22 protein-coding genes are annotated in these 20,286 nt (G+C 35.5%); 17 read left to right on the top strand and 5 right to left on the bottom strand.

Annotation, left to right across the window (positions count from 1 at the left end; all coding sequences use genetic code 11):
* The first annotated feature begins 59 nt into the window (after positions 1 to 59).
* A complete protein-coding gene (locus LT143_RS11850) occupies positions 60 to 2,243 on the top strand; it encodes a DNA topoisomerase III (protein ID WP_246943233.1) in 2,184 nt (727 codons plus the stop codon).
* Between the two features lie 372 nt (positions 2,244 to 2,615).
* Positions 2,616 to 3,248 (top strand): LysE family transporter, encoded by a 633-nt coding sequence (locus LT143_RS11845; protein WP_246943231.1) that lies wholly within the window; start codon positions 2,616 to 2,618, stop codon positions 3,246 to 3,248.
* A gap of 1 nt (position 3,249) precedes the next feature.
* On the opposite strand, the gene LT143_RS11840 is transcribed toward LT143_RS11845, so the two are convergent.
* Complete coding sequence (locus LT143_RS11840; RefSeq protein WP_246943229.1) at positions 3,250 to 3,663, bottom strand: DUF485 domain-containing protein; 414 nt, start codon at positions 3,661 to 3,663, stop codon at positions 3,250 to 3,252.
* Positions 3,664 to 3,955: 292 nt separating this feature from the next.
* On the opposite strand from LT143_RS11840, the gene LT143_RS11835 reads away from it, so the two are divergent.
* Positions 3,956 to 5,677, top strand: a complete 1,722-nt coding sequence (locus LT143_RS11835; protein WP_246943227.1) for a methyl-accepting chemotaxis protein — start codon at positions 3,956 to 3,958, stop codon at positions 5,675 to 5,677.
* A gap of 79 nt (positions 5,678 to 5,756) precedes the next feature.
* Here the strand turns inward: LT143_RS11835 and LT143_RS11830 are convergent, their stop codons facing one another.
* Both LT143_RS11830 and LT143_RS11825 read right to left on the bottom strand, forming a co-directional pair.
* Complete coding sequence (locus LT143_RS11830) at positions 5,757 to 6,806, bottom strand: M42 family metallopeptidase (RefSeq protein WP_246943225.1); 1,050 nt, start codon at positions 6,804 to 6,806, stop codon at positions 5,757 to 5,759.
* 125 nt (positions 6,807 to 6,931) lie between these two features.
* On the bottom strand, positions 6,932 to 7,183 hold the full coding sequence (locus LT143_RS11825) for a hypothetical protein (RefSeq protein ID WP_246943223.1): 252 nt from the start codon (positions 7,181 to 7,183) through the stop codon (positions 6,932 to 6,934).
* 293 nt (positions 7,184 to 7,476) lie between these two features.
* Between LT143_RS11825 and LT143_RS11820 the strand changes: the two genes are divergently transcribed.
* From LT143_RS11820 to LT143_RS11760, 13 genes are all read left to right on the top strand, one after another.
* Positions 7,477 to 8,472: a Gfo/Idh/MocA family protein gene (locus LT143_RS11820; protein ID WP_246943221.1), complete on the top strand. Its 996-nt coding sequence runs from the start codon at positions 7,477 to 7,479 to the stop codon at positions 8,470 to 8,472.
* A gap of 122 nt (positions 8,473 to 8,594) precedes the next feature.
* The gene (locus LT143_RS11815; RefSeq protein WP_246943218.1) at positions 8,595 to 9,302 is read left to right on the top strand and encodes a DNA alkylation repair protein; all 708 of its coding nucleotides are present in this window, start codon (positions 8,595 to 8,597) and stop codon (positions 9,300 to 9,302) included.
* 295 nt (positions 9,303 to 9,597) lie between these two features.
* Positions 9,598 to 10,122: a DinB family protein gene (locus tag LT143_RS11810; protein WP_246943216.1), complete on the top strand. Its 525-nt coding sequence runs from the start codon at positions 9,598 to 9,600 to the stop codon at positions 10,120 to 10,122.
* Between the two features lie 136 nt (positions 10,123 to 10,258).
* A complete protein-coding gene (locus LT143_RS11805; protein ID WP_246943215.1) occupies positions 10,259 to 10,861 on the top strand; it encodes a YczE/YyaS/YitT family protein in 603 nt (200 codons plus the stop codon).
* Between the two features lie 175 nt (positions 10,862 to 11,036).
* A complete protein-coding gene (locus LT143_RS11800; protein ID WP_246943212.1) occupies positions 11,037 to 11,534 on the top strand; it encodes an NUDIX domain-containing protein in 498 nt (165 codons plus the stop codon).
* 61 nt (positions 11,535 to 11,595) lie between these two features.
* Positions 11,596 to 12,237, top strand: a complete 642-nt coding sequence (locus tag LT143_RS11795; protein WP_246943210.1) for a pyridoxamine 5'-phosphate oxidase family protein — start codon at positions 11,596 to 11,598, stop codon at positions 12,235 to 12,237.
* A 19-nt stretch (positions 12,238 to 12,256) separates the two neighbouring features.
* Positions 12,257 to 12,808: an HD domain-containing protein gene (locus tag LT143_RS11790; RefSeq protein WP_246943208.1), complete on the top strand. Its 552-nt coding sequence runs from the start codon at positions 12,257 to 12,259 to the stop codon at positions 12,806 to 12,808.
* Between the two features lie 19 nt (positions 12,809 to 12,827).
* On the top strand, positions 12,828 to 13,244 hold the full coding sequence (locus LT143_RS11785; RefSeq protein ID WP_246943206.1) for a VOC family protein: 417 nt from the start codon (positions 12,828 to 12,830) through the stop codon (positions 13,242 to 13,244).
* Between the two features lie 40 nt (positions 13,245 to 13,284).
* Entirely contained in the window at positions 13,285 to 13,449 is a 165-nt protein-coding gene (locus LT143_RS11780) for a GNAT family N-acetyltransferase (protein ID WP_336296604.1), read from the top strand.
* A gap of 420 nt (positions 13,450 to 13,869) precedes the next feature.
* Positions 13,870 to 14,298, top strand: a complete 429-nt coding sequence (locus LT143_RS11775) for a cytidine deaminase (protein ID WP_246943204.1) — start codon at positions 13,870 to 13,872, stop codon at positions 14,296 to 14,298.
* 296 nt (positions 14,299 to 14,594) lie between these two features.
* Positions 14,595 to 15,485 carry an MBL fold metallo-hydrolase gene (locus LT143_RS11770; RefSeq protein WP_246943202.1) on the top strand — a complete coding sequence of 297 codons (891 nt, stop codon included), beginning with the start codon at positions 14,595 to 14,597 and terminating at the stop codon, positions 15,483 to 15,485.
* 241 nt (positions 15,486 to 15,726) lie between these two features.
* Positions 15,727 to 16,860: a zinc-dependent alcohol dehydrogenase gene (locus LT143_RS11765; protein ID WP_246943429.1), complete on the top strand. Its 1,134-nt coding sequence runs from the start codon at positions 15,727 to 15,729 to the stop codon at positions 16,858 to 16,860.
* A 198-nt stretch (positions 16,861 to 17,058) separates the two neighbouring features.
* Positions 17,059 to 17,361, top strand: coding sequence for a TIGR04104 family putative zinc finger protein (locus tag LT143_RS11760; RefSeq protein WP_246943200.1), 303 nt, complete (start codon positions 17,059 to 17,061; stop codon positions 17,359 to 17,361).
* Between the two features lie 31 nt (positions 17,362 to 17,392).
* Here LT143_RS11760 and LT143_RS11755 read toward each other — a convergent pair whose 3' ends face one another.
* Positions 17,393 to 18,448 (bottom strand): glycoside hydrolase domain-containing protein, encoded by a 1,056-nt coding sequence (locus LT143_RS11755; RefSeq protein ID WP_246943198.1) that lies wholly within the window; start codon positions 18,446 to 18,448, stop codon positions 17,393 to 17,395.
* Positions 18,449 to 18,597: 149 nt separating this feature from the next.
* Positions 18,598 to 18,798 (bottom strand): hypothetical protein, encoded by a 201-nt coding sequence (locus tag LT143_RS11750; RefSeq protein ID WP_246943196.1) that lies wholly within the window; start codon positions 18,796 to 18,798, stop codon positions 18,598 to 18,600.
* Positions 18,799 to 19,061: 263 nt separating this feature from the next.
* On the opposite strand from LT143_RS11750, the gene LT143_RS11745 reads away from it, so the two are divergent.
* A complete protein-coding gene (locus tag LT143_RS11745) occupies positions 19,062 to 20,168 on the top strand; it encodes a BsuPI-related putative proteinase inhibitor (RefSeq protein ID WP_246943194.1) in 1,107 nt (368 codons plus the stop codon).
* Positions 20,169 to 20,286 lie beyond the last annotated feature (118 nt).

The raw sequence follows: 20,286 nt of genomic DNA, 5'->3' as shown, positions 1-20,286 counted from the left end.
AAGAGTAAGCGTTAAAAGGCTATGCTTAATAGTAGATTAAAGGGAAAGGATTTGCTTCTATGAGTAAACAATTAGTCTTAGCAGAAAAGCCTTCAGTGGGACGAGACCTAGCCAGAGTGCTAGGCTGTCAAAAGAAGGGGAATGGATTTTTTGAGGGAACACACTATATCGTAACTTGGGCATTAGGCCACTTAGTGACTTTAGCAGACCCAGAAGTCTATGATGAAAAATATAAAACATGGAGGCTAGAGGATCTCCCGATGCTTCCTTCGACTTTGAAACTATCGGTTATTAAACAGACAGGAAAACAATTTCAAACAGTTAAGTCCCTACTGGGTAGAAATGATGTAAAAGAAATTATTATTGCGACAGATGCAGGACGAGAAGGAGAACTTGTTGCACGATGGATAATTGAAAAAGCACGTGTTCAAAAACCTATTAAGCGACTTTGGATTTCATCCGTAACAGACCGTGCTATTAAAGATGGTTTTTCCAAACTTCGAAACGGTAAAGAATACGAAAACCTATACGCGTCTGCAGTTGCTCGTTCAGAAGCAGATTGGTATGTAGGTTTAAACGCAACACGAGCACTAACGACAAAATATAATGCACAGTTGTCCTGCGGACGAGTTCAAACACCTACACTGGCAATCATTGCAAAGCGTGAAGAGGAAATTAAACAATTTAAGCCAAAAGCATACTACGGGATAAAAGCTCAAACTGATAAACTGACTCTAACATGGCAGGACTCAAAAACGAAAGATCAAAAAACGTTTGACCAGAATAGAATTCAAACACTTCTTTCTACATTAAAGAGTCAACAAGCTGTATTGGTTGATGTAAATAAGGTTGCTAAAAAGAGTTTTGCTCCTCAACTGTACGATCTAACAGAACTTCAGCGGGATGGACATAAATTATTTGGTTTTTCAGCAAAAGAAACTCTATCTATCATGCAAAAGCTATACGAACAACATAAGTTAGTCACTTACCCTCGAACAGATTCAAGGTACCTTTCTTCTGATATGGTCGATACACTAAAAGATCGTATTGAAGCCGTAATGATCCAGGGGTTCGCACCACTTGCAAAAAAGGCACTAACAACAATGAAAATGACTAAATCCTTTATTGATGATCAAAAAGTAACCGATCACCATGCTATTATTCCGACTGAGCAACGTGCCGACATGAGAGCATTAACTGAAAAGGAAAGAAAAATTTACGAACTAATTATCAAACGTTTCTTATCCGTATTACTTCCACCCCATGAATTTGAACAAACAACCATTACGGCTAATATTGGAACTGAAACATTTATAGCACGTGGAAAAACTGTTACTTCAAATGGCTGGAAAGAAGTTTACGGTACAACTTCTACAGAAGAAGATGAGATGCATGATCGCGAACAGGTGTTACCTCCTGTGAGTAAAGGTGACATTCTATCAGTTGTCAAACTTTCTCAAACTACAGGTGAAACAAATCCACCGAGTCGATTCAATGAAGCGACTCTTTTATCAGCAATGGAGAATCCTTCTAAATTTATGGCTGGTGAAAGCAAAGAACTCATCCAAACGATTGGGAAAACAGGAGGACTTGGAACGGTCGCAACACGAGCTGATATCATTGAAAAGCTTTTTAACAGCTTTTTAGTAGAACAAAAAGGAAAAGAAATATTTATTACCAATAAAGGTAGACAACTTTTAGAATTAGTACCTGAAGATCTCAAATCACCTGCTTTAACTGCTGAATGGGAGTTAAAGCTTGAATTGATCGCAAAAGGGAAACTTAGGCAGAATGATTTTATTAAAGAAATAAAAGAGTACACAAAAACAGCCGTTAATGAAATTAAAAATAGTGATGCGCGTTTCAAGCATGATAACTTGACCGGAACCAAATGCTCGGATTGCGGAAAACTTATGCTAGAGGTAAATGGTAAGAAAGGTAAAATGCTCGTTTGCCAAGACCGTGATTGTGGTCATAGAAAAAACATCTCAAAAGTAACAAATGCCCGTTGTCCAAATTGTCATAAAAAACTAGAGTTAAGAGGAGAAGGGGCAGGACAAACATTTTATTGTAAATGTGGACACCGTGAAGAGCTTTCCACTTTCCAGGATCGTAGAAAACAAAATCAGCATAATAAAGCCTCCAAACACGATGTAAATAAATATTTAAAAAAGCAGGATGAAGCACCTGTAAACACAGCTCTTGCGGATGCACTAGCTAAATTAAAACTTAATAAAGAATAAAAAACAAGGCTGTTTTCGTATAGATTGTTGCTTTGCGTAAAAATCCCAAAAGCCGGATTTTTCCCTTAGTATCTAGTGATTACTATACATAAACAGAGTTGCTCTTTTCTAATCCAACCTCAGTTTGCTACTAAAACTGGTTGTACACCCAGAATAATTGTAGTAAAAGTAACAAAGTTTTAGAAAAGAGCCATAAACAAAAACAAGCATCTCTATTATGAGGATGCTTGTTTTTTTATGGCTAACTTCGTATAGATTGTTGTATTGAAAATGAGCGTTGATTTTTGTGGATTCCAGATTTCTTTGTCTATTTTAGGAAGCTTGGACATAAAATGTACAAGTTTACTGAAAATGAGTTTGGAGTGATCCCCATTGAATTTAAGCATACTGATTAGCTATGTCCTTCTTGGAATTACGTTGGCGGCACCAATTGGACCCGTAAACTCGGTTCGTCTTGACAAAGGGTTAAAAAATGGATTTCTACATGCATGGGTTGTAGGTATTGGATCTATGATAGCGGACGGGATTTTTATGGCCCTTGTCTATTTTGGTATCGTTCACTTTTTAGATTCTCCGCCTATACAAGTTTTTTTATGGTTATTTGGAGGCTTTGTCTTAATCTATACAGGTATAGAAAATATCTTAAGTGCAAATAAAATAAATCTTCACCATATTAGAAGTAAGGATACCTTATTAAAGTGTTTTTTAACAGGCTTTATCATGTCAATTTCTAGTCCGTTATCGATTTTATTTTGGCTTGGTATTTATGGATCCGTTTTAGCAAAGACAGCAGTAACATACGGAACACATGAGTTGTTAGTGTATAGCTCGATGATTTTTGTGGGCCTTGCTTTGTGGGATTTGTTTGTTGCAAGTTTAACTTCTGGTTTTAGAAGATTCCTTAATCTTAAAAGTATCATTATCATATCCATCTTGTCTGGACTATCATTAATAGCATTTGGTCTTTATTTTGGTTTCCAAGGATTAAACGCTTTGTTTGGATAGATTAAAGATGTTGTTGATTACGCTCAGATAATACATCCTCAATTATTTCAACGTGAACTTTTGCCCAAGCACGCTCATGGAAGTGTAGATATATTCCGCCTAAAAGAAGTGTTACATAAATAAGAACAAAAGGGATCCATAAATTGAAATTTCCAAACAGAACCTCTAGGAGTGGTTTAGAAAAAATAAACAACAACCACGGAATAGTTGTTACAAGTAACGGTATGGAACCAGAAGCTTGTTGTTCCTTCATCATTTGATATTTCATTTTATGAAGTAAAGAGTTTTCTAAAGTTCGATAAAACATTATGATGGCAGTCATTTCTTGAACTTCTTTAATCTTTGTATATTGTTTTGGTTCAGATTTCTTGATTTTCATGAAAAATCTATGTGCATCACCACGAAATGTAAACATACCAGTACCTCCCAACATTAATGTGTCCGAATTCCGTCATTCTAAACATTAAAATAGGGGGGATTTTTTTGATATCATCACTATTTAGTCTGACACAACTAAGATTCGACGATGTGTTATGCTTTTTTCGACAAATTACACTATCTTCTTCGGTACAGGTGTTAATTTGTAGTATTAAAGAAAAAATGGCGGTTTTTGTCGATTAATAAATCTACCTATTTCGACACAGCTGAAGTATGATATTTTAGTAGTTCATTCGAACTAAGAACTTTATAATTAGTGAGGTATTTATATGCGTAAGAGTATAAAGTTTAATATGATTATTATTTTCTCAGGACTTCTATTATTATCTGGGATTATTATCAGCATGGTCATTCATAAGTCGACAACCGATTTACTTAAGGAAAGTGTAAATAAGCAAACAATTGGGATCGCAGAACACGCAGTAAATCTAATTGATATTAATGAATATCAACGTATTTCTTTAGAAACTGGCAAAACAGACTACTACGAAAAACTAAGGGAAGATTTAAATACAATTAGAGAACAAAATGGCCTAACGTATTTATATACGATGGCCCGCGTTAAAACAGGGAATGACTATCAGTACATTTACATGGTAGACGGGATGCCACTTGACTCTGAAGATGCTTCTGATCTTGGAGATATAGAAGATGCGATAAGTGAGTTTCCAAGTATCGTAAAAGCTTTTGATTCTGGAAAAACTCAAATTGAAATGAGTGTATCAGAAGAGTACGGAGCGTTAGCAACAGCTTATGTCCCTATTAAAGCAGCAACAGGGGAAGTCATTGGGATAGTTGGAGCAGATACCGATGTAACAGATATCTACGAAGCTATGGACCAAAATCAACTTCAACTAATGATTCTTACAGCAGCCATCCTATTAATAAGTGTGACTATTATCTACATATATACAACATCTATGTTAAAACCGTTAAAAGATTTAACTACTCAGGTCGAAAAAATTGGTCAAGGAAATTTATCTGTAAATATTGAAGCAACTAGAAAAGATGAGATCGGATTATTAACCATGGCATTTCATGACATGGTAGCTAATTTAAAAGACATGATTGTAAACATGAATGAAAGCTCCAACCAATTAGATAAAAATACGAACCAGTTAATTTCTAATGCTAACGACACAAAACAAGCAAGCATGGAAATTGCCAGTACAATGGAACATATTTCTGAACACTCCACTCTTCAGTATAATCGACTAATGGAAAACACCCATGTGGTAGAAGAAATGGCAAGAGGTTTATCATACATTGCTGAAGCTTCATCTGTTGCCAATGAATTATCCATTCAAACATCTTATGAGGTGGAGAGTGGTAATCTCAAACTTGAGCAGGTAGTAAACCAAATGGAGATTATCAATCAATCCGTTAACGAATCGTCGAAAGCTATCTTATTACTTAAGACACATTCAGATGAGATCGCATCAATCATTAAACTCATAAAAAATATATCTTCCCAAACAAGTCTCTTAGCTTTAAATGCAGCCATTGAAGCTGCTCGAGCAGGAGAAGCTGGGAAAGGGTTTGCGGTAGTAGCCTCTGAAGTAAGAAAGCTTGCAGAACAATCTGCATCTTCAATCGCTCATATTGAAAAAATCATTAACCGAATTAATCAACATTCAGAACAAACAGCTGGAACGATGGATATTGTGATGGAAGAGGTAAAAGAGGGAGTTACCCTTGTTCAAGAAACAGGAATAGTCTTTAGTTCTATTAAAACAGCAATGGATGGGGTAAAAATACAGATACAAGAAGTTAATTCAACATCAGAAGAAATGTCTGCATCAACTGAAGAGATGACAGCATCCGCTTTAGAAACTTCAAGAATAGCTGAATTAGCCGTTACTAGTACAAATCAAACATTTTCTATTACACACAGCCAAGATGAACTATTAAACACAATGGTAAATTCCATAGAAGAACTGTCTACTATGTCCAATCAGTTAAAAGAATTAACAAGTAAGTTCACGTTATAAGACTCATTGATGCCCAACCTCTATAAGATAACAGCCTAAAAAACAGAGTCCCGCATTTGGGGCTCTGTTTTTCTATCTACTAAAGTATCATGTCAGATTGGACGTAATGATATAAAAGCTTAGTTGTATTCTCGATGGAATCCTTATGTGTACGTTCAAACGCATGGGAAGAGTCGATTCCCGGTCCAATTAATCCATGAACAATATCATGACCTGAACGTATCGCAGCAGAAGCGTCTGAACCATAGTACGGATATATATCTAGTTTATATCCAATATTGTTTTGTTCCGCTAGAGTTGTTAGTTTTTTTCTAAAGTCATAATGGTAAGGTCCACTTGCGTCCTTTACACAGATGGATACCGTGTATTCATCTGTAGATTGACCATCACCCATTGCCCCCATATCAACAGCTAAGTACTCAATGGTCTCAGGAGTAATGTTGGAATTACCGCCATATCCTATTTCTTCATTATTAGAAATTAAGAAATGGGTAGTGTATGGTAATTCAATTTTCTCTTCCATAATTTCCTTTATTAGTCGTAAAAGGATACCTACACTTGCCTTATCGTCCAGATGCCTTGATTTAATATACCCATTAGGAAGCACTTGAACGCGAGGATCAAATGAAATAAAATCACCTACTTCAATTCCCAGTTCTCGTACCTGATCAGCGTTATGTACCTTTTCATCAATTCGCACTTCCATATTTTCTTGATTTCGCTCTGCTTTACCTGCGTCTTTATATACATGAACAGACGTTTGTCGCATCAGAATGGTTCCCGAATAAACTCTTCCTGTAGAGGTTTGAATTTGGCAATATTCACCTTCAATAGAGTTGTAACGGAACCCACCAATTAAATCAATCTTTAAACGACCATTCGCTTTTATTTCCTTTACCATCGCTCCAAGCGTATCAACATGAGCAGTAAGCATGCGGTGTTTGTTGTTCTCTCTACCTGGAATTGTCGCGATTAGTCCGCCTTTACGATTTCTCTTCGTTTCTACTTGTAATTCTGATAGATATTTATCTACATATGTAATCACTTCATTTGTATTTCCAGATGGACTGGGGATTGATACAAGGTTCTTAATCAAATCAATCGTTTCCTCAACCCTAATTTTCGTCATATCTTAAAACCTCCACGCTAGTAAAATAAGTCTTCTTTTCTATTATACATACATTTCTTGTAAAAAACGTATTTTTTAAATTGTTAAGAGGCCTTACAAAATTGGCCTCTTAACAAGATCATTTCCTAATATCCGCCGTAAAAAGGACTTCCACCTAATAGTCCTAATCCAAGACCTAGTAATCCAGCTCCAAGTGGACCTCCATAACCGTAGCCCGGGCCATATCCATACCCATAGCCGTAAAATGGTCTCGGTCTACCATATCCATAACCATAAAAAGGTCGTCTTCTTGGTCTACCTCCATATCCAAAACCATAACCTGGTCCAAAGCCACCATATCCGCCACCATAACCAAAAGGTCGTCTTTCGTTTGTCATTTTATTTGTCTCCTTTCAACTATCCAAATCATTGTTTCCATTTAGACTATGTCATTTGGATAAGAGAGGACTAGACTTTTGCCCGATTAATTATAACTTTTTCTAGGTACAAGTCTAATATGTTCTTGAAGAACGTTGTCATTTCTTTTAAACATGATGATGGAAACGGTCAAGTATAAGTTAGAAGCAACTGTAATCACATATTTCTACTTCTCCTTTTAGATAGAAGGTACATTTTGCTAGCAACTAAAGTAAAAACTAGCTAAAATGAAAGAAAGAGGAGGAATGACAGTATGAACAAAATTAAATTAGGTATAATCGGACTCGGTGCCATTGGAAATAGAATGTTAAAGCCAATTAAAGAACAATATGCAGATCAGCTTGAAGTTGTTGCAGTGTGTGATGCAAATGAGACACTAGCGAAAGAAATTGCTGAAGAATTCTCAATTCCACATTACTTTAAGTCACATCAGGAACTATTAAAGAATGCAGAACTAGACATCGTCTATATTGCAGTGCCTCCAAAATATCATGAACAAGTTGCACTTGATACCATCGAAGCCGGAGTTCATATTCTTTGTGAAAAGCCTTTAGCAAATTCTATTGAAGAAGCTAACTCCATGCTTCAGGCGGTAGAGAATACTTCCCTTATACATATGATGAACTTCCCGCTAAACTATCAGGCACAAATGTATAAAATGATGAGTCTGATCCAGTCAGGATACATTGGTTCAATTAGAAGAATTGATTTAAACCTTCACTTTCCAGAGTGGCCACGTTTTTGGCAAAAAAATAGTTGGGTTGGCAAAAGAGAACAAGGGGGTTACATTTTAGAGGTAGGTGCCCATTGGATTCAATTTATCCAGAAAAACTTTGGTCAAATAAACTTTATTCAAGGTGAAGTATCTTATCCAGAAGATGAAACCTTATGTGAAAATGGAGTAAATGCGAAACTAGTACTCGATAATGGAATTAATGTATATCTAGATGGAATTAGCCAGGTTCCTGGTCCAGAAAGAGTAGAGTTAGTTGTTCATGGTACTGAAGGCTCATTGTTTCTTGAAAACTGGGGAAATTTAAAAGGTGGAAAAGTAGGACAACCTTATGAGTCTATTTCAACTGAAGGTATACATGTAGGTACACTATTCGATCATCTGATTGAGTCGCTTAGAGGAAATACAGCTAATTTATATGATTTTACAGTGGGATATAATGTGCAGGTCGTGTTAGAGGCATTTAAAAATCCTGAATTACCGAATGGAATTTATCTCGTCAACCTTTATAAATAGAAATTCTCTTGACCGTGTAGGGATTCAATCATAGTTATTTGGCAAATCTCAGCGATATTGCCGTTCAAGTGAATTAGCTCAAACGACTAGATTAAACAAATTAGGATAAGTAGGTGGTTCATATGACAATTAGTGAAATCATGGATCAATTACAGGAATATGGATCAGAACAGACAAAGAAGATTTATCTAGCACATGGAGCAAAAGAGCCATTACATGGTGTTAAAGTTGGAGATTTGAAGAAACTAGTCAAACACGTGAAAAAGGATCAAGAACTTGGACTGGCTCTTTATTCAACAGGGAACCATGACGCCATGTATTTAGCTGGGCTGTCTGTTAATCCAAAACTAATGGAGAAAGAAGTGCTACAAGAGTGGGTTAGAGCTGCAAATTGGTATATGCTTGCTGAATATACGGTTGCAGGAGTGGCTGCTGAAAGTAGGTTCGCTTTAGAGTTAGCGAAGGAGTGGATTCTTTCCGATCAGGAGATGATTGCTGTAACAGGATGGTCTACATATGCACATTATTTATCCATCACGCCTACAGAACATTTAGATATGAATGAGATAACTAGCTACTTGCAACATGTAGAAAAAAGCATTCATGCTGAACGGAACAGAGTTAGGTATGCGATGAACCAATTCGTCATCTGTGTAGGAAGCTTCGTTGAGCCTTTACATGAGGAGGCCCTTCTTATTGCTGACAGGATTGGAAAAGTACATGTTGATGTAGGGAACACTGCGTGTAAAGTCCCCAATGCAAAGGATTATATTAATAAAATAAAAGATAAAGGCTACATTGGAAAGAAAAAGAAAACAACTATTTGCTAATATGTAATGACCAAATCTTTTGATTTGGTCACTATTTTTATGTTTAATAATATGTTTCCATTTGTTACCATATAAGCAATAGCAAGAAGTCAGTGACTTACACATGTTGGATTACGTCCAGCTAAGATATTAATACTCAAGTAGCCTAAACACTCCCTCATGATACATATATATGAATAATAGTACCGCCCATAAAATAAACCCAATAAAGATCAGTGTGTAGTATTGAATAGTTTTCATAGAAGTATGTTGTGATATTACCTCACATATTATTCAGCCATTAGGAGGAGTTACATTGAATTTTATTCTAGATGAAGCCATTGAAGTACTTAAGCGCACCCCACAATCTATGGAGCAGTTTCTGAAAGGACTTTCTCATCCTTGGTTATGTATAAATGAAGGAGAAGGAACTTGGACTATCTCTGAAGTCTTAGAACATCTTATTGAAGCAGAAAAACACAACTGGATTCCAAGGCTGAAAACTATGCTAGCAGATGGAGAGAAGAATACATTCCCACCCTTTGATCGATTCTCACATATAACTCTGAGCGAGAGATCCATTGAAGAAAAGCTTACTCAATTTAAAATAATAAGAAATGAAAATATAAACACATTAAAATCACTTATAGACACTGAGTTGCAGCTAGAGAAAACTGGATCGCATCCTGCATTTGGGGTTGTAAAGGTGAGGGAGTTAATTTCTACTTGGGTTGTACATGATCTTACACATCTGTCTCAGATTACACGAGTAATGGCAAACCGCTATAGAGAAGATGTAGGCCCTTGGAAAGAATATTTAGGAATCTTACATAAGCAATAATACTGTCATCATCTTTTCTTTCAACATTAACCTAAAGAGACTAAATAAAATATAAAACTTTTGAAATGCTATAAATGATAAGGAAAGTTAAAACATATCACTACCTAATCATACTATCAACTAAGGAGCAACAACTATGCATGCTGTCAAATTGGCCTTTTACTTAATAGGTCTCATTATCTTGTCATTTGGCGTTACCTTAACAATAAAATCAGATCTTGGGGCTGGTCCCTGGGATGCCTTGAATGTTGGACTTTCTAATACAATTGGATTCACCGTCGGTAGCTGGGTAATCATAGTAGGGTTAATCTTAATTACTGTCAACGCTTTTTTATTACGTAATAAACCCGATATTTTTGCCGTTTTTACCATTGTCATTGTAGGTGGCTTAATCGATTTTTGGTTGCTTTATGTGTTAAACGAACTTGAACCAAATACTTTTTTTATTAAATTAGTGGTATTAATCTTAGGTCTTTTGTTCCTTTCCTTTGGGATTTCTGTGTATTTACAGGCAAAATATCCACTCATCCCTATAGACCGATTTATGCTAGCGATTCAACACAGACTGAAGGTTAATTTAATGATGGCCAAAACTATAGCAGAACTAATTGCTTTAGTACTCGCCCTTTTATTCCGTGGTCCAATTGGGGTTGGTACAATCATTATTGCTTTTTCTGTTGGACCATTTGTCCAATTCTTTTTCCCAAAAGTCGAACGTTTCAGAGAGAAGTGGCAATAATTATGCTCTTATCGTAAGAATTTTTGCTTTCGTGAACACCATTTATTTAATGTTAGTGGAATGAAGCGTCTAGCAAGACAGTAGATATTTTTCTACTGTCTCTTGTTATATCTGTCTTTTAATGTAAATCTTTTAGATAGCTGTAAGCTAAGTAAAGAGGGATGGTGAACTGGCTTTGAAATGGGAAGATAGTTATGTTGGCAAAATAAGAACTGTCGTTGGAAATCAAAAACTAATCATTCCATCCATTCGAGCGATAATAGAAGATTCGGAAGGTAAGATTTTGTTCATAGAACGAAAAGGAGAAGGAAAATGGGGAATGCCAGCGGGTTCCATTGAATTAGATGAATCTATTTACGATTGCCTTGTTCGCGAGGTAAAAGAGGAAACTGGCTTAAATGTAGAATTTGCTCACGTCGTTGCCCTCTATACAAATCCAAATTACAAAATGAAAAACAGTTTTGGCGACGAATATCAGCTGTTTGAAACCTTATTCTGGGTAGAGCGCTGGACAGGTAACTTAAAGTATAAAAGCGATGAAACTAGTCAGGTAAAGTTCTTTCCTAATGACCATATACCAGAAGGCACAAATTATTTCTGGACATCCTTTCATCATAAGGTAATTGAAGATTTTAAACAGTTTAAACTGCATCAGCGTTTGATTATAGATTAAAGTAATAATGACCCTTAGGAAAATATGGTAATATGTAAGAAAAACAGTGGAGGAAACAAAAATGAATGTGAAAAAATTAGAGTTTAATAAACTTATCACTTCAGAACTAGAATTGCGTCAACTATTAGGAGAGCCTAGTAAACTCGCAGAAAATAAAGTCATTAGAAAGTTAGATAAATATAGTAAAACTCTAATTAAGCACTCACCATTTTGTGTAATCTCCACTTCTAATCAGAATGGAACGTGTGACGCTTCGCCGAGAGGGGATGGAGCTGGGTTTGTGCACATTGCCGATGACCATCACATTATTATTCCTGAAAGACCAGGCAACAAACGCGTAGATTCCGTTTATAACATCCTCTCAAACCCATATATTGGAATCATTTTTATCATTCCAGGAATGGAAGAAACGTTACGCGTAAACGGAAAAGCTTTCATTACACGTGATGAGGCTTGGTTAGAAAAACTAACCGCTCAAAACAAAGTACCTAATTTAGCAATAGTTGTTGAAGTACAAGAGGTGTTTATGCACTGTGCGAAGGCTTTTAAGCGTTCAAATTTATGGAACACCAGTAGTTGGCCAAATCGTGAAACATTACCGACCATGGCAGAAATTTTGAAGGACCATCTTAAACAAGAAGATTTAACCATTGAATCCATAAATGAGTCTTTAGATGAAAGCTATGCAAAGAGACTTTACTAAAGAAAGGGTACAAAAAACCATGGATCTAATTGAGAAAGCAAGGAACTTTGCACAACAAGCTCATGAAGGGCAATTGAGGAGATTGACAGATGATCCTTATTTTATACATCCAGAAGGTGTTGCCACTATATTACAAGAAGCTGGCATGTCTGACGAAATAATCGCTGCTGGTTATTTACATGATACAGTCGAAGATACGAACGCAACGATACTTGATATTAAGAACGAATTTGGATCTAATATTGCTTCTATTGTAGCAGGCAATACAGAAGATAAATCGAAAACATGGGAAGAACGTAAACAACACACCATTGACCTCGTCAGAACGGCAAGCTTTGAAATCAAATGTCTTGTCGCCGCTGATAAACTCGATAACTTAAGAAGTCTTATGACGAGTTCAGAAACTGTAGACGATATTTGGTCCCATTTTAAAAGAGGTGAAAAGCAACAGGCCTGGTATTATTCAGAACTAGCGCAAGCATTAGAAGAAAATTTAAATAAAGAACAAATTCCTTCTTATTTCTTTACTTACCAGAAGCTAGTCCAAACATTCTTTCGTGATCATACATAAACATAGGAGAGTGATTGAATTGGGTTCCAAGCTTATCAGAGTGGGCACAACTTATTTACCTGTAAAAGATGTTAAAGAATCAACAGAATGGTATGTAAAAAAACTTAGAGCAACACTCAGTTATCAGGACGAAACTAAGTCCATTCTAAATCTTGCAAATCAAAGTATTTTTCTTGTTAAATCAAGAGAGAAACAAAATGCAAATTTTATAGACTCATATGATAACGAGCATTTTTCCATAACATTTGAAGTAGACGGGCTTGAATGCTTACATCTGTTACATCAAGAATTTAAAGATTCTGGAATGATAGTAGGTGAGATTGAAAGTAGAGGGCACGCTGGTCAGAATTTTGTATTTCAAGATCTTGATGGGAATATCTTTGATGTATGGAGTCAGTTAAGTCCTATTTTTAAAGAGAAGTTTATGACGTTATAAGGAATAGTTTATTTGAAAAATAAATTATATTTCATTGGAGGTGGACTTAAACCGAGTAGAGATCCGTGTAGCAGATGAAAATATTAAAAGCAGAGCTATTCCAGAGAGACTTGGATTTATCAATGAAGGTAAGGTACAAAATGCAGAATGGCTGTATGATCACTATGTAGACCATATAATATATAGTAAATTAAGAGAAGATTGAAAGAACAAATAAAGTACTGTAGGCAAACTTTAAGAAATGATTAAAGACACATTCGAAATTAGAGTATGGGGTTCCGTTTTGGGAGAGAAAATTACAAATCACAGTATAAATAGCAGGCTAATTCGCATAGGGATTAGACCTGCTTTATTTGTTGGTATAACAATGTTTTTAATCAATTATGTGGCAAATTAACACTTCAAATAACATATTAATTAGCAAGTGTACAATAATTATTGTGCAGCTAAAAAATGAGGTACTAATTAGGGGGGAAATGACTTGTCAATTCGTACCCTGTTCTTGCTGATATGAGCTCTTGTAAGGAATTGTGTGATACAATTGTAAATAATGGATATTCCATTAACGGAGCAGGATTGTTGAATAATAGATAAAAATGCGCAATCAAAAGGGGAGAGCACAATTATGTTAAAAGTTAGACCTTTAGAAGATAGAGACTATCAATTGATAAAGCAAGCAGAGGAAGTAATAGAAAAGAATTATAGGTATGGTCGACATCACATCGGTTCTGCAGTTAGAACCATAAAAGGTAATGTTTTTTCAGCAGTTCACGTAGAAGCGAATGTGGGAAGAATAACAGTATGCGGAGAAGCTATGGCTATTGGTAAGTCTATCTCTGAAGGAGACCACGAATTTGAAACAATTGTAGCAGTTGCTCACCCTCATCCTCACGAAGATATAGAAAAATGTTGGGTAGTTGCACCCTGTGGTATGTGTCGAGAGTTAATTAGTGATTATGGAAAAAATACTGATGTAATTATTTCTTATAATGATAAATTAGTGAAGTGCAATGTAATGGAGTTACTACCTGAAAAATATACGAGCGATATGTAATAATATCTTCAACAAACGGGTGCTTTAACGGAACAAGTAGATAATATAGACACAAAAACCGAGAGCTAACGACTCTGGGTTTTTCACTGTTAAATTACTGTTATTTATATTGCTTTTTATGCTGCTAGTTTGGGAGGAATTTAAGGTTTTCCCTCCCTTAACGGAACCCCTTAAAATTAGAGTGTGCTTTTTTCTGTTACATTTCTTATTAATTAATGTATATTATGATATAATGAATGAGTGTTCATTCAAACTCATTTTTTTAACATAATAATTACATGAAAGAAGTGATAAGTATGAAGCGTATCGGCCCTTTATCCATTATTGAAGGTCCAAATAAAAGCAAGGTACCATTTTCAAGGAGTTTATATATTCACTCATCAGAAAAGGTACTTATAGATTCAGGAGCAGATTCTAACACCTTAATACAATTACATCAGGAAGAAGGAATAGATCTCATTATAAATACACACTACCATCCTGATCATACGCAACATAATTATTTATTTCCTCAAGCTGAAAAGTGGTTGAATACTATCGAGTTTCAACATGCAAGAACGATTGATGGCATTGCCAGATCAAACGGGATTTACCAAGAGTGGGGGCAAGCCGGTATTGAAATGTGGAAAAACAATCTTCCTGAGCAATGGATTCAAAGCATCGGCGAGATTACAAGCACTTATGAATACGAAATAGAGTATTCTTTTAGTGGAGTAAAAGTACATTTTTTACATACCCCTGGTCATACAGCTGGTCTAAGCTCTCCATACTTTCCTGAATTAGGGGTCGTATATGTAAGCGATTATGATATGACTTCTTTTGGACCTTGGTATAACGGGACGGATGGTAATATAGAGGATTTCATCACCACTGGCTCCCGCTTATTAGAATTGGATGCTGACACTTTTATAACAGGTCATCAAAAAGGAATCTTTACGAAGCAAGAGTTTAGCCGTGAGATGGAAAAATTTCTTTCAATTATTGCAAAAAGAGATGAACTGATTGAACAGTATGTCCTTCAAGGATTAACATTTGAAGAACTAACTAACATAGGTATTTTTTATCCCAAAAATACGCTTGATGTTCCCATTTTTAAAACTTGGGAACGAAGCGGGATTAGAAAACATTTACAACGGTTAGGCCTATCAGTTTACTCAGAAGATGGTCGGCTTATTGCGTTAAAATAATCCACAATTTAAATAGAAAACAGAAGCATATTAACTATAGATAAAAAGTTAATATGCTTCTGTTTTATTTGAATTACTCTTTTCTAAGTTAAATGAAACGAGACGGGTTACTCTCATCCAAACTCATAAAAAGCAACAAAGTGTGCGAAAAGAACCTTTCAAAAAATAACATAACATGGAAGAGTAAGATTATGTCATTGGATGGAAACTATATTTATATAGTTGATGGAGGTGCATGACGATAAAAGCTGTAACCTACAAAGGTCCCAACTCAGTTGAGGTAAGAGAGGTACCCGATGCGAAAATTGAAAAACAAGATGATATAATTGTAAAGATCACAACTACCGCTATTTGTGGCTCAGATTTGCATTTATACCAAGGGAACATGCCCTTGCCAGAAGGTTATATTATAGGGCATGAACCGATGGGTATCGTAGAAGAGGTAGGACCAGACGTGACCAAAGTAAAAAAAGGAGACCGGGTCGTCATTCCTTTTAATGTTTCATGTGGAGAATGTTTTTATTGTCAGCATGAAATGGAAAGTCAATGCGATAACTCTAACCCACACTATGATTCAGGTGGTTATTTTGGATATACAGAAAAATTTGGTGACCATCCAGGTGGGCAAGCCGAATATCTAAAGGTACCCTACGGAAACTTTACACCTTTCCTTGTACCAGAATCCTGTGAACTTGAGGATGAATCCTTATTATTCTTAAGTGATGTCCTACCTACTGCCTATTGGAGTGTTCTTCATGCCGGTGTAAAAAAAGGGGATACAGTTGTAGTTTTAGGTTGTGGACCAGTTGGACTCATGGCTCAAAAATTCGCTTGGATGGAAGGAGCCAAACGTGTCATCGCAGTTGATTATTTAGGCTACCGATTACATCATGCGAAGCAAACGAATAAGGTGGAGACGTTCGATTTCACTGAATATCCAGATATGGGAGAGCATATTAAAGAAATCACTGGTGGCGGTGCTGACGTTGTCATTGATTGTGTTGGAATGGATGGGAAGAAATCACCACTTGAATATATTGAGCAGAAATTGAAGCTTCAAGGTGGAACACTAGGTGCTATCCAAATCGCAACAAAGGCCGTACGGAAATTTGGAACCGTTCAATTAACTGGCGTCTATGGTGCAAACTACAATAATTTCCCACTTGGTGCCTTTTTCTCACGAAATATAACCGTTAAAATGGGACAAGCTCCTGTCATTCATTTAATGCCTGAACTGTATAAAAAGATAATAAATAAAGAGTTTGATCCAAAAGACATGATCACACATAAACTCAATCTAAATGAAGCGAGTCACGGGTATAAAATATTCAATGACCGTGAGGATGATTGCATTAAAGTGGTGCTAAAGCCGTAAAGCTGCTCAGATTTGAGCAGCTTTTTTGGTGTTTAGGCAACTAAAGTAATTTCTTATAATTTGGCTCTTGCGTGAGCTCCTTGAGGTCTAAAAACGTGACGCTGACACCATGTTGTTATAATTGCTAGATTTTTGACATGTAAGTCAGGATAGAATTGTGTTAAAGTGAAAGTAAACGAATATTTAGGATGATGACTTTTGAATAATCACACATGTATTGAATGTGGCCATGCATTTACCTGGAAGAATATATTTAAAAATATATGGACGGCATACAAACCAATGAAATGCCAAAAATGTAGTAAAACCTATAAAGTAACAAATGGCTCACAAGCCTTAGTAACATTACTTGTAATTGTACCGATGTTGGTATTTGGCGAGTTATTGTCTATGCTATCGCTTTTGCCAAAACTATCGATTATGATTTTTGTAGGTTTTTTTATCTCTTTGTTTGTTCCGTTTTTACTAAAATATAAACAAGAGCCTGTTAATAAAAATTAACGTCTTCTAATTTTGAAGAGGTTAATTTTTATTATTTTGATCCAGGTCCCCAAAGAGATTGAATAATCTCGCGTTTAAAGAGATTTGTGTCAATATTGCAAGCCTCTGCATCAATTCCATATTGCCATCCCCAAGCAAGAGATCCTTCTGGTGCCTCAGGATTGAAATCAGGCGCATTCTCCTCTGTTGTGATACCTGTATTAGGAGATGCTGTCCAAATGATATTATTTTCTTGAATATTAGGATCCTCTGCGACTGCATTGTTATAGGCAGTATAAAGGTCACGTGCAGGGTCAAAAATACCATAAATACCAGATTTATAATCCGACGCTGCAATCGTCTCATACCATCCTTTAATGAAAGCTGAGTCAACCGGGTAGTTAGGTTCAATGTCTGCAAAGAGTGCCACTCCAGATGGTACACCAACTTCCTCAGCAAAACGAATTGCTTCTTCTGCTTCTGTAACACCTTTCTCATAACCTGTTGCATGATTAAAATGATTAAAGATTGGTAGAATATAATCTCCTTTTTCATGGATTAGATTTACCTGTTCTGTTGTAAGGCCTGCTGACACACCTTCTCGTTCACCTAGGTAGCGACCAAACACTACAGGATTTCCAAAATTATCACTTACACATCGATAGAATTCTTCTGTTGTTTCACTTGCAGAGTCAATTCCCCAAATAATCTCTGGTAAATCCCCTGAATTTAAATCTACCTTGTTAGTATTACCTGAGTTATTCCCATCAGCATTAGTATTTTCTTCTTCGCTATTAGGTGTTGAGTTCTTTAACTTGTTATTAATTCTATTCGTAACTTCTACAGCTCTTTCTTTACTAAATTCATGTGTAAGTTCGTTGGAGTCATTACCCGTATTATTTAATAGCAAATTGTTGTTAGTCTGGTTGTCAAGTAATCCTTGTACATTGCCAGTTAAAAACCTTTCAAACGCGTTAACGATTTGCGGTTGACCTTGTGATTGAGGAGTAGTTTGATTAGAATGGTTTCCACCTGAGCATAAGAGAGCGCCCAAACTAACAGAAACGAATAAGAAGAAAAAAATAACTTTATCATGATTGAATTTCAACCAACTCACTCCTGGTCATAAAAAGTCCAAATGGTAATAACGAAACCATCAGGCGTTTTTATACTATGAGACAAGAGTTAGCAAGGTGTGGGCTTATTGGTAATGGAGAAAGGAGGGAAGAGCGGATTGTTAGTTTTCAAGTCATTCAGTTATGCAAAATAAAAAGAACCATCATTTCCTTGATTGGAATGTTGGTTCTTATATTTATTACGATAGAGTAGATCTTTCTTGGTTTTTGTTTTCTTTGTCGTTAAGTCCATAAAAGCAAAGGGGCTTCTACTGTTCTCAGGATTCCTTTTTCCTTCGCGAACTAGTTTTTCTCTACATTTTTTAGCTTTAGATTTAGCCATTTTCATTCACTCCTTAACAAAGTAGTTTCCTCATTATATATGATAATCTATTTAATTGGTACAGCTTTAAATACTAATTAATATTAGCGATACCTATCCATCCTCAGAATTGTTAGATTCAGCTTTTGATTTTTTTGGTTTCTACATGATGTAACAGATCTTACGAATGAAACAATTGTAAAAAAATAACATGACTTTGTAACAGATTCCGTCTTACCACGTCTAAGATTATGTAAATGATCACTATGAAGGAGATAGAGAATATGAAACATAAAAAAATGATACTATTGGTTAGTTCTGCATTAACCATTGCATTTGCTAGCGGGTGTGGATCTTCCATTGAAGAAGTAAGTGGTAGGAATTCAGTTGAAGACTCAAAAGAAGTGTTAACTACGTTTAAAACGTATGTGAAAGCGGAAGAGGTGAATCATGAGATTCATGTTGTCTATAAAGTTGAAAATATTTCAAATGAAGAGCAGATACTTACTTTTTCAAGCGAATTGTATGCAGACTTAATAATCTACGATGTAAATGGTCAAAAGGTTTATCAACATTCAGTTGAGAACCCCACAGTTACTCAAGGAGAAAAAGAAGTAGTAATTAAATCTAAAGACTTAATAGAAAAAGAATTTATCCTACCATCTTTACCAAAAGGAAAATATGTTACAGAAGCTTTTTTAACAACTAAAGAAGAGCATGGTAAAGTGATGATGGACTTGATTGTGGAAAAATCTATTTTCAAAGGGAATGGAAAGCTTGTAGGGGTCATTGATTCTCGGTCTGTAAAAATTGACAGTAACGGAATTTTTTCTACCTTCCAGTTAACAGATGAAGCTTTTTCTCAACTGCAACAATTCATCCCAGATGGATCTGAAATTGAATATTTATATACTGAAACTGAAAATAACCAAAAGGTAATTCATAAATTTATCACAGATCAACCAATTAAAGTTCAGCTTGATAAATCTCTATTAATACTAGAAGACAAATTAGTCCATATTTTTGAAATTTTTAAAGAGAATAAAGAAAAAAAACCAGTTTTATTAGCGAATTTACAGCCGTTTGATGTATTTAAACTGTATATGTACACGCAAGCAGGACAGGATTTTGAAACATTATATTATTACCATGATCTAAATAAAGATAGCATTTCAATTGACCAATATGTAGCAGAGTCTAAGAATGTAGCTAATGTAAAAAATATTGATACGTTTATGAGAAAACTTGGTAAAGTAAGAGAATTTACTATTAATCATGTAAGTCCAAATCGTACAAATATAGAGTTTATACAAGATGGTGAGATTCTACAATTTAAATTAGAGAAAGACAATAATAATGTGTGGTGTGTAATGTGGATGCCATTTCAATAGTTAGTGTAAAGACTTTAGAAAACTCTAAGGTCTTTTTATTTTAATTTTTTATCTCAAAATCGAGTTTACTTATGATTATGAGATATATTTTTGTTTTAATTAATTGTTACCGATAATA

The organism is Bacillus pinisoli, assembly GCF_023036475.1.
In the GTDB taxonomy this organism is placed as follows: domain Bacteria; phylum Bacillota; class Bacilli; order Bacillales; family SA4; genus Bacillus_BS; species Bacillus_BS pinisoli.
The sequence above is the reverse complement of the archived record's forward strand: the minus strand, read 5'-3'. Positions and strand labels throughout refer to the sequence as shown.

Coding starts and splice junctions, on each gene's coding strand:
- LT143_RS11750 (WP_246943196.1), bottom strand. CDS start 18,798: ATGGCTAAATCTAAAGCTAAAAAATGTAGAGAAAAACTAGTTCGCGAA.
- LT143_RS11825 (WP_246943223.1), bottom strand. CDS start 7,183: ATGACAAACGAAAGACGACCTTTTGGTTATGGTGGCGGATATGGTGGC.
- LT143_RS11835 (WP_246943227.1), top strand. CDS start 3,956: ATGCGTAAGAGTATAAAGTTTAATATGATTATTATTTTCTCAGGACTT.
- LT143_RS11745 (WP_246943194.1), top strand. CDS start 19,062: ATGAAACATAAAAAAATGATACTATTGGTTAGTTCTGCATTAACCATT.
- LT143_RS11790 (WP_246943208.1), top strand. CDS start 12,257: ATGGATCTAATTGAGAAAGCAAGGAACTTTGCACAACAAGCTCATGAA.
- LT143_RS11820 (WP_246943221.1), top strand. CDS start 7,477: ATGAACAAAATTAAATTAGGTATAATCGGACTCGGTGCCATTGGAAAT.
- LT143_RS11775 (WP_246943204.1), top strand. CDS start 13,870: ATGTTAAAAGTTAGACCTTTAGAAGATAGAGACTATCAATTGATAAAG.
- LT143_RS11830 (WP_246943225.1), bottom strand. CDS start 6,806: ATGACGAAAATTAGGGTTGAGGAAACGATTGATTTGATTAAGAACCTT.
- LT143_RS11805 (WP_246943215.1), top strand. CDS start 10,259: ATGCATGCTGTCAAATTGGCCTTTTACTTAATAGGTCTCATTATCTTG.
- LT143_RS11795 (WP_246943210.1), top strand. CDS start 11,596: ATGAATGTGAAAAAATTAGAGTTTAATAAACTTATCACTTCAGAACTA.
- LT143_RS11840 (WP_246943229.1), bottom strand. CDS start 3,663: ATGTTTACATTTCGTGGTGATGCACATAGATTTTTCATGAAAATCAAG.
- LT143_RS11850 (WP_246943233.1), top strand. CDS start 60: ATGAGTAAACAATTAGTCTTAGCAGAAAAGCCTTCAGTGGGACGAGAC.
- LT143_RS11770 (WP_246943202.1), top strand. CDS start 14,595: ATGAAGCGTATCGGCCCTTTATCCATTATTGAAGGTCCAAATAAAAGC.
- LT143_RS11815 (WP_246943218.1), top strand. CDS start 8,595: ATGACAATTAGTGAAATCATGGATCAATTACAGGAATATGGATCAGAA.